Source organism: Nocardia exalbida NBRC 100660 (assembly GCF_000308575.1).
GTDB lineage: Bacteria > Actinomycetota > Actinomycetes > Mycobacteriales > Mycobacteriaceae > Nocardia > Nocardia exalbida.
Window position 1 is genome coordinate 22083 of sequence record NZ_BAFZ01000072.1, and the last position, 9076, is coordinate 31158.

A 9076-nucleotide genomic window follows, 5' to 3' on the forward strand; every position below is an offset into this window, starting at 1 on the left:
GGGCAGACCGGCGTCAGGCGACGACGGTCAGGTCTTTGCTGGTGTGGGTGAGCAGCTCAGGGCCCCCTTCGCGCACCACGAGCGTGTCCTCGATCCGGACCCCGCCGCGGCCGGGAAAGTACACACCTGGTTCGACGGTCACCGCCACGCCAGACAGAAGTGTACCGGTTCCGGTTTTCGCGATTCCGGGCGCTTCGTGGATCTGCAGACCGACCCCGTGGCCGAGTCCGTGCACGAACAACTTCCCGTGCCCGGCGGCCTCGATCACCGCCCGCGACGCCGCGTCGACGTCGGCCACCGGAATCCCCGGCCGCAGCGCCTCGCGCCCGGCCCGCTGCGCCGCGGCGACCAGCGCGTACACCTCGCGCTGCCAGTCGCTCGGCGTGCCGAGCACGAAAGTGCGGGTCATGTCGGAGTGATAGCCGCCGACCACCGCCCCGAAGTCCAGCTTGACGAAATCGCCCGCCGCCAGCACGGCGTCGGTCGGACGATGGTGTGGGACAGCCGAGTTCGGGCCGGTGGCCACGATGGTCTCGAACGACACCGCTTCGGCGCCGTGCTCGAACATGGCCCATTCCAGATCCCGGGCCACCTGGCGCTCGGTGCGACCGGGCCGCAGTCCGCCCCGCTCCAGCAGCGCGGCCAGACCGGCGTCGCCCGCCGCGCACGCCGCGCGCAACTGCTCCACCTCGTAGGCGTCCTTCACCATGCGCAACTGCTCCACCAGCCCGGGCGAGGCGACGAACTGCAGGCCGGTGCGCTGTTCGAGGAAACCGCGATGCTGCTCGACGGTGACGACATGGCTTTCGAAGCCCACCCGGCCGACCTGCCACTCCCCCGCCAATTGCACGATCCGCCGGGAGGTGGCCCGCGCGATCTCCGCCCGCAGGTCGGGAACCTGCTCGGCGACCTGGGTCCGGTACCGGCCGTCGGTGCCGATCACCGTGCGTTCCTCGGCGGTGCGCGTGTCCCAGGAGTGCACCAGCAACGCCGCGTTGGAGCCGGTGAACCCCGTCAGATATCTGATGTTCACCAGATCGGTGACCAGCAGGGCGTCCACCCCGTTCTCCACCAGCAGGCTGCGCAGCGCCCCACGCCGCGCCGCGTAGTCCGGCACATGACCCTGGTGATCTGCACACATACCTCAAAACTACCGCCGACGCACCGCACGCCGACAGTCAACACGTGTTCGCCCGCCGTCCGCCGCGTTCGCGGTGTGCGTATTTTCGCGAAACCGCTGGCAGGCACTGTTTCTCACGATTGAGGACAACTGCTGAACAACGACCTGTTCACATCCGGCCATCTTGTGCACATTCCGGGTCGGTCCAGCCTTCCCGCGCCTGTGCCGGGTGAAGGTGGAGGCATGACCCTTCTCGCATGCGCCGCCCTCACCGTGTGGTGCGCGGTCCTGACAGTGTTCGACCTGCGCGACCGCCGCCTACCGAACGGATTGACCGGTACGGGCACGCTGACGGTCCTCGGATACGCCGTGCACACAGGCCAATTCACCGCCGCACTGCTGGGCGCACTGCTGCTGTCCGCGCCGTACCTGCTGGTACATCTCGCCGCACCCGCCGCGCTGGGCGCGGGCGACGTGAAGCTCGCGGTGATGCTGGGCGGGGCTACCGCACTCGGCGGTGCGCGGCCGTGGGTGTGGGCGGCACTCGGAGCACCGGTGCTCACCGCGTGTGCCGCGCTCGGCGCTTCGGCCTGCCGGGGCGTACTCACCTCCCGTGCCGCCGGGCGGGGCAACCGCGCGGTCACCGTGCCGCACGGTCCCGCGATGTGCCTGGCGACTTTGCTGGCCTTGCTGTCGGCGGCCCTGGGCTCGACCTGAGTTCGTCCGCCACCGCGTCGGCGCGTCTCCGCAGCGGCCGCCCCGCGATCACGAAGCCAGCAAATCTACCGCAATTCATCGGTAGCATCAGTCGCGGGCAACGACTTTCCGGGCAGCGACCGCGGCGGCACTCACGGGGGTCGGCAGTTCGGCGAGTCGCCCGGTCGAGTCGCCAGGACAGCGGAAGCGGCGTCGGGAAGGAGCCACCCAGTGCATCCGAGGCATTCGTCGCGGAGACCGATCGTGGTGGGGACCGACGGTTCGGACCCATCGATCGTCGCGGTCCGCTGGGCGGCGCAGACCGCCGCACTGCACGACGCGCCCCTGCACATCGCGCTGGTCGTCGAGTCGCCGCTCGCCTCCGGCGACGACGATCCGCCGCGCCCGGCGGCGTTGCTGCGGCTGCGCGAAGCGGACGAGGCGATCGAGCGCGCCGCGAACGCCGCGGTCGCGGCCGCGCGTACCGTGCGCGACATCGCCATCGGCACCGAGATCCGCACCGCGCACATCGCCACCGCCCTGATCGAGCGTTCTCGCAGCGCGGCGATGCTCGTTGTCGGCACCCGCGGTATCGGCCGCGTCCAGCGAGTCCTGCTCGGCTCGGTCAGCACCGCCGTCGCCCGGGACGCCGAGTGCCCCGTGGCGGTGGTGCCTGCCGAGACGCCGCTGTGGGACCGGGCCGGCACCGGGCCGGTGATCGTCGGGGTGGACGGCTCCGCCGCCGAGCAAGCCGCCATCGAGGTCGCGGCCACCGAAGCCTCGCTGCGCGGGGTCGAACTGGTGGCCGTGCACACCTGGGGCGAGGTCGAGCCGCTTGCCGCGATCGGCACCGACTGGACCGCCCTGCACCGGACCGAGGAAGCGTTGCTCGCCACGAGCCTGGCCGGTTGGCAGGAGCAATACCCGGAACTCACCATCCGGCGCGAGGTCGTCCGCGACCGGCCGGAGCGGCAGTTGCTCGAACGCTCCCGCGACGGGCAACTGCTGGTGGTGGGCAACCGTGGCCGCGGAGCCCTGGGACGGCTGCTGTTCGGTTCGGTGGGTGAGGCGCTGCTGCGCTCGGTGGATCGCCCCATCGTCATAGCCCGCTGAGGCGTCGGCGGGTGGTATCGCCTCTCCTCCGGCGTGCGCGTCGTCACGGCGGGCCACGTTCCCGGGCACCGGCGTCGACATGGGAAGATGAACGACGTGCTGCGTTGGATAACTGCTGGAGAATCCCATGGTCCCGCTCTCGTCGCCATCCTCGAGGGGATGGTGGCAGGCGTCGAGGTGACGTCGGACGAGATCTCCACGCAGCTCGCGCGCCGCAGGCTGGGCTACGGCCGCGGCGCGCGGATGAAGTTCGAGGCCGACAAGGTCACCGTCGTCGGCGGTGTGCGGCACGGGCGCACGATGGGCGGTCCGGTCGCCATCGAGGTGGCCAACTCCGAGTGGCCGAAGTGGACCACCGTGATGTCCGCCGACCCGGTCGATCCGGCCGAACTCGCCGAGCTGGCCCGCAACGCACCGCTGACCCGCCCCCGGCCCGGGCACGCCGACTACTCCGGCATGCTCAAGTACAACTTCGACGACGCACGCAACGTGCTCGAGCGCGCCAGTGCCAGGGAGACCGCCGCGCGCGTCGCGGCGGGCACCGTCGCCCGCAACTTCCTGCGCCAGGCGTTCGGCGCGGAGGTCGTCTCGCACGTCGTGTCGATCGGCACGGCGCAGAACACCTCCGGCATCGTGCCGGCCGCCGCCGACCTCGCCGCGGTGGACGAGAGCCCGGTGCGGGCGTTCGACAAGGACGCCGAAGCCGCGATGATCGCCGAGATCGAGGCGGCCAAGAAGGACGGCGACACCCTCGGTGGCGTGGTCGAGGTGGTCGTGGAGGGACTTCCGGTCGGCCTCGGCTCGTTCACCAGCGGCGAGAACCGGCTGGACGCGCGGCTCGCGGCCGCCCTCATGGGCATCCAGGCCATCAAGGGCGTCGAGGTCGGTGACGGTTTCGAGACCGCACGCCGCCGCGGCAGCCAGGCGCACGACGAGATGCGGCCCGGCCCCGACGGCGTGCTGCGCTCCACCAACCGCGCCGGCGGCCTGGAGGGCGGCATGACCAACGGCGAGGCGCTGCGCGTGCGTGCGGCCATGAAGCCGATCTCGACGGTGCCGCGCGCGCTGTCCACCGTCGACATGACCACCGGAGACGAGGCTGTCGCCATCCACCAGCGTTCGGACGTGTGCGCCGTTCCCGCGGCGGGTGTGGTGGCCGAATCCATGGTGGCGCTGGTCGTCGCTCAGGCGGCGCTGGAGAAGTTCGGCGGCGATTCGCTCACCGAGACGGTCGAGAACATCACCAGCTACATCAAGCGCACCAGCACTCGCCCCCACGTGCCCGCGGACAGTCGGTCGCAATGATCGTGCAGACCGATCCGCGCGCCCCGCGCGTGGTGCTGGTCGGACCGCCGGGGGCGGGCAAGTCCACGATCGGCCGCAAGCTCGCCAGGGAACTCGGTGTCGAGCTGTACGACACCGACGCGGGCATCGAGCGCGAGACCGGTCGCACCATCCCGGAGATCTTCGCCGAAGACGGTGAGCCCGAATTCCGCAGGATCGAGGAGCGGGTGGTGCGCCGCGCCGTCCTCGCCGAGCGCGGTGTGGTCTCGCTGGGCGGCGGTGCCGTGCTGTCCGCCGACACCAGGGCCCTCCTGCGCGGCCGCACTGTGGTCTACCTGGAGATCAGTGTGGCCGAGGGCCTTCGGCGCACCGGCGCGAGCACCCAGCGGCCGCTGCTCAACGGCGCCGACCCCGGTGCGAAGTACCGGGAGCTGATGCGCGCCCGCAGGCCGCTCTACCGGGAGGTGGCCACCGTCCGGGTCCGCACCGACGGTCGCAGTCCGGGCCGGGTGGTACGGATGATCATGACCAAGCTCGGGGTGGAGCCGGTCGAGCACGCCGAAGCGGACCTCCGGCCGCCACCGAGCGGAATTCCGCAGGGCAGCAGCCGATCCCGGTCCCGCCGTCGCGCCAGGGCCAGGGCCGCGGCCCGGCGCACGACCGCCGATCAGGGCGAGAGCACCGCCACCGAAACCGGCGCCACGAAGGAATCGGCGGCGACCACCACCGCTCGATCCCGCCGTACGCGCAGGGGCCGCACGAGCGAACCCGACGCCGCGAGCGGAACGAGCGACGGCGAGACCGCGGCCGGCAACCGATCCAGGCGTGCCCGCGCACGCCGTGCCCGCGCCCGGGCGCGTCAGCAGTCGACAACAGCAACAACAGAATCGGAGCAAGCCACGTGACAGAGCCGAGTCGTCTCGAAGTCCGTACCGCCGACCCGTACCCGGTGATCATCGGTCGCGGGTTGCTCGGCGAACTCGTCGAGTCGGTCAGCGGCGCGACCAAAGGCGTGCGCACCGTGGCCATCTTCCATCAGCCGCCGCTGGCCGAGACCGCCGAAGCGGTGCGGAAGGCGCTGGCCGACACCGGCATCGACGCACATCGTGTCGAGATCCCGGACGCCGAGGCGGGCAAGGACCTGGCCGTCGCCGGGTTCTGCTGGGAGGTGCTCGGGCGCATCGGCCTGACCCGCAACGACGTCGTGGTCAGCCTCGGCGGCGGCGCGGCGACCGACCTGGCCGGGTTCGTCGCCGCCACCTGGATGCGCGGGGTGCGCATCGTGCACGTGCCGACCACGCTGCTGGCCATGGTCGACGCGGCGGTCGGCGGCAAGACCGGCATCAACACCGAGGCAGGCAAGAATCTGGTCGGCTGCTTCCACGAGCCCGCCGCCGTGCTGGTCGACCTGGCCACGCTGGAGACGGTTCCGCGCAACGAGATCGTCGCGGGCATGGCCGAGATCATCAAGGCCGGTTTCATCGCCGACCCGGTGATCCTCGATCTTGTGGAGCGCGACCCCGAGGCCGCCCTCGACCCGTCCGGCGAGGTGCTGCCGGAGCTGATCCGCCGCGCGATCCAGGTGAAAGCCGACGTCGTCGCCGCCGATCTGAAGGAGTCCAGTCTCCGCGAGATCCTCAACTACGGTCACACCCTCGGGCACGCGATCGAGCGGCGGGAGCGCTACCGGTGGCGGCACGGCGCGGCGGTCTCCGTCGGGCTGGTGTTCGCCGCCGAACTCGGCCGTCTCGCGGGCCGTCTCGACGACGACACCGCCGACCGTCATCGCGCGATCCTGACCGCCGTCGGGCTGCCGACCAGCTACGACGCCGACGCACTTCCGCAACTGCTGGACGCCATGCAGACCGACAAGAAGACTCGCTCCGGCGTGCTGCGCTTCGTCGTGCTCGACGGTCTCGCCAAGCCGGGCCGGCTCGAGGGACCCGACCCCACGTTGCTGGCCGCCGCCTACTCCGCCGTGGCGCGCGAAGGCAAGCCCGACACCGGTGGCATCCTGCTGTAGAGCCATGACACGTCCGGTGCCGGACGGTGGTGTTCGACCGAACGAGGAACGGCGGGCCCTCCAGAAGGGTCCGCCGTTTCTCGTCTCAGGGGGACGGAACCCAGAGGTCGTACCTACCACTGCCGTCGTTTCGCGGAACGCACTCCGCGTGATCGTTCCAGAGCGGCGCGTCCTTCATGCAGCTCGCCAGCGAGACGTTCGACGCCGACGACACGCATTGGAACCCCCACTTGGGCTGCGCCGAGGCGCAGCCATCGGCTTTCGCCACCGCCTGACCGCCGAACACGAACGCGGACGCGGCGATCGCCATCGCCGCGGTAACCCCGGATCGAATCAGCACAACGCTTCCCCTCCCGTTGAAATGCATTGCACAGCAGCATAACCGGCGGCGTCGGCAGCGGAAAGGGTAGGCACGCACTGCGCTGCCGGTTGTCCGCATCGCCACCTATGGCAATGCGTCAGCAAATGACGCGGACGAGCAACATCATTCGCGGATCACCCGCCGTGTATCCGATCGCGTCGACGCGCGAGCCGGGGTCAGGCGGGGGTGGACTGTTTGCCTGCGGCGCGATCGGCGAGAGCGCGGCCGATGCCCACGCCGATGAGGGCGAAGATGAAGATCAGCAGCACGATGAACGCCGCGGCCGCGGTGAGTTCGAAGAGCAGGCCGTTGTCTCCCAGGTCGAACTTGGGCAACCAGTCGAGCAGCCAGGCGGCGAGACCGCTGCCGACGCCGGCCACCACCGCGGCCTTCAGCCACAGCAGTGTCAGGTCGGTGCCGCGGTCGGGATCGGGCTGGGCCGCCCTGTCCTTGCGTCCGTCCAGGAAACCCCAGTACAGGGCGGCCGCGACGAGCACGATCAGTGCGAGCGCACGCATCCACGACCCGTGGGTCGGCCAGTACACCATCGCGAACCCCAGCGCGGCGCGCAGCACGACGACCAGCGCACCGAGCACGATCGCCCGCAACACCCAAGCATTCATGCGCACCACCCTAACCCCGCGTCGCGCTCAACCAAACTAGAACCGGTATCAATTCCGGGAGCGGTGGGCCTCGTCCAGCGCCGCTGCCATCTCCGCGCGCGGCGCGGGCTGCCCGGTGAACAGCTCGACCTGCCCGTAGGCCTGGTTCAGCAGCATCTCCAACCCGCTGACCACCGTGTGCCCGGCCCTCCACACCGCCTCGGCCAGCGGTGTCGGCCATGGGTTGTAGATCGCGTCGAGCACCACCGGAGCCTCGGCCACCGCCGGGGCGACGACCGCGGCCGCCGTGGCGGGAACGGTACTGATCACGGCGCCTGCCGCCGCGCAGATCCCCTCGAGCGGCCCGGCCTCGAATGCGGCCAGCGCGGCAACCATTCCGAGCCGCTCGGCGAGTTCGAGCGCACCGCGCGCCCGGTTCGCGTCCCGCGCGACCACGGTGACCGACTTCGCGCCCAGCTCCGACAGCGCCAGCAGAGCGGGCCGTGCGGTACCGCCCGCGCCCAGCACCACGCCTTCGGCCAGTTCTCCGGCCCCGGCGCCGCGCAGCGCACCGAGCACGCCGTCGACGTCGGTGCAGTCGGCCAGCCAGCCCGCGCCGGTACGGACCAAGGTGTTGGCCGATCCGGCCAGCACGGCACGCTCGGTGCGCTCGTGCGCGTAGGCCAGTGCCGCTTCCTTGCCGGGCATGGTCACCGAGAGCCCGACCCATTCCGGGCCCAGCCCGTCGACCAACCCGGGCAGTTGCTCGGCCGAGCATTCGATGCGCTCGTAGCTCCAGTCCAGTCCGAGCGCGCGATACGCGGCCAGGTGCAGCTGGGGCGATCGCGAGTGCGCGATCGGCTTACCGAGCACCGCCGCCTTGCGATTACCGGCCACCGCTGTCCTTGGAACTGTCGAGAATGCCGCTGCGCTGCGCACGTGCGATCAGGCGCAGATGCTCCTGGTAGTCGTCGGTGAACAAGGTGGTGCCCTGCTTGTCGACGGTGACGAAGTACAGCCAGGGCCCCACTTCCGGATTCTCCATCGCACGCAACGCGTTCAACGACGGCGCGGCGATCGGGGTCTTGGGCAGGCCCTGCATCGCGTAGGTGTTCCACGCGGTTTCCTGAGCGCGGTCGGCGTCGGTGGTCGCCACCTCGGTGCGATCCAGGGTGTAGTTCACCGTCGAGTCGAACTGCAGCATCTGATCGACCCGCAGCCGGTTCACGATCACCCGTGCCACTTTGCCCATGTCCTGCGGTTTCGCCTCACGTTCCACCAGCGAGGCGGCGACCAGCGTCTCATAGGGCGTCAGTTTCGTGTCGGCGCCGGACTGCAGCAATCCGGTGGATTCATAGCTCTTCGCGCTCGCGGACACCAGTTGGCGCAGGATCTGTTCCGGTGTGCCGCTGGGATCGAAATCCCATGTGCCCGCGGCGATCAGGCCTTCCAGCTGTCTCGCCCGGTCCGGGCAGTCCTTGACACCCTGCATCGCCCACGCCGGCACCCCGAGCGAGGCCAGGTCCAGGCTCGCGCCCGCGGCGTCGAGCTGTTCGTAGGTCACGCACTTCTGGTTCGCGCCGGTGCCGACGCAGCTGGCCTCGGCGATCTTGCGGTAGATGCCGTCGTACCGCCCGCCGGTGCTCATGTCGTGCTGGTCGTGCAGCAGACGTCCTTCGGAGACGACCAGGTTGCCGACCCTGGAGTCCTTGCCGACCAGCGCGGCGACCGCCTGCGCGGCGGGACTGCGGCTCGCGATCGCGTAGAAGCCCGGCTGCACCGAGTTCATGTTCGAATTCCGCACGGCCGCTTCGATGAACGCGCCGGTGCTGGCGACGACGCCCTTGTCGTGCATGGTCGCCGCGATCTGCGTCGAG

The 9076-nt window shown here is 70.6% G+C and carries 10 protein-coding genes; 5 read left to right on the forward strand and 5 right to left on the reverse strand.

The window, feature by feature from the left end; all coding sequences use genetic code 11:
* Nucleotides 1-13: 13 nt before the first annotated feature.
* Nucleotides 14-1141 carry a M24 family metallopeptidase gene (locus ON29_RS17630; protein WP_051175327.1) on the reverse strand — a complete coding sequence of 376 codons (1128 nt, stop codon included), beginning with the start codon at nucleotides 1139-1141 and terminating at the stop codon, nucleotides 14-16.
* 222 nt (nucleotides 1142-1363) lie between these two features.
* Between ON29_RS17630 and ON29_RS17635 the strand changes: the two genes are divergently transcribed.
* The 5 genes from ON29_RS17635 (at nucleotide 1364) to aroB (ending at nucleotide 6236) form a co-directional block, all read left to right on the forward strand.
* Nucleotides 1364-1837, forward strand: a complete 474-nt coding sequence (locus tag ON29_RS17635) for a prepilin peptidase (RefSeq protein ID WP_040867578.1) — start codon at nucleotides 1364-1366, stop codon at nucleotides 1835-1837.
* A 243-nt stretch (nucleotides 1838-2080) separates the two neighbouring features.
* Nucleotides 2081-2929: a universal stress protein gene (locus ON29_RS17640; RefSeq protein ID WP_157172818.1), complete on the forward strand. Its 849-nt coding sequence runs from the start codon at nucleotides 2081-2083 to the stop codon at nucleotides 2927-2929.
* Nucleotides 2930-3025: 96 nt separating this feature from the next.
* Nucleotides 3026-4234: a chorismate synthase gene (gene aroC, locus ON29_RS17645; RefSeq protein ID WP_040867604.1), complete on the forward strand. Its 1209-nt coding sequence runs from the start codon at nucleotides 3026-3028 to the stop codon at nucleotides 4232-4234.
* Nucleotides 4231-5118 carry a shikimate kinase gene (locus ON29_RS37140; protein WP_040867581.1) on the forward strand — a complete coding sequence of 296 codons (888 nt, stop codon included), beginning with the start codon at nucleotides 4231-4233 and terminating at the stop codon, nucleotides 5116-5118. The genes aroC and ON29_RS37140 overlap by 4 nt, the downstream gene beginning before the upstream one ends.
* Nucleotides 5115-6236 (forward strand): 3-dehydroquinate synthase, encoded by a 1122-nt coding sequence (aroB, locus tag ON29_RS17655; RefSeq protein WP_040867583.1) that lies wholly within the window; start codon nucleotides 5115-5117, stop codon nucleotides 6234-6236. The genes ON29_RS37140 and aroB overlap by 4 nt, the downstream gene beginning before the upstream one ends.
* An 85-nt stretch (nucleotides 6237-6321) precedes the next feature.
* Here the strand turns inward: aroB and ON29_RS17660 are convergent, their stop codons facing one another.
* The 4 genes from ON29_RS17660 to ON29_RS17675 form a co-directional block, all read right to left on the reverse strand.
* Nucleotides 6322-6546, reverse strand: coding sequence for a hypothetical protein (locus ON29_RS17660; protein ID WP_083863695.1), 225 nt, complete (start codon nucleotides 6544-6546; stop codon nucleotides 6322-6324).
* 227 nt (nucleotides 6547-6773) lie between these two features.
* The gene (locus ON29_RS17665; protein ID WP_040867606.1) at nucleotides 6774-7220 is read right to left on the reverse strand and encodes a B-4DMT family transporter; all 447 of its coding nucleotides are present in this window, start codon (nucleotides 7218-7220) and stop codon (nucleotides 6774-6776) included.
* 48 nt (nucleotides 7221-7268) lie between these two features.
* Nucleotides 7269-8096, reverse strand: a complete 828-nt coding sequence (locus tag ON29_RS17670) for a shikimate dehydrogenase (protein WP_040867587.1) — start codon at nucleotides 8094-8096, stop codon at nucleotides 7269-7271.
* On the reverse strand, nucleotides 8086-9076 hold a 991-nt coding region (locus ON29_RS17675), incomplete at its 5' end, for an endolytic transglycosylase MltG (RefSeq protein WP_040867608.1). The genes ON29_RS17670 and ON29_RS17675, both read right to left, overlap by 11 nt.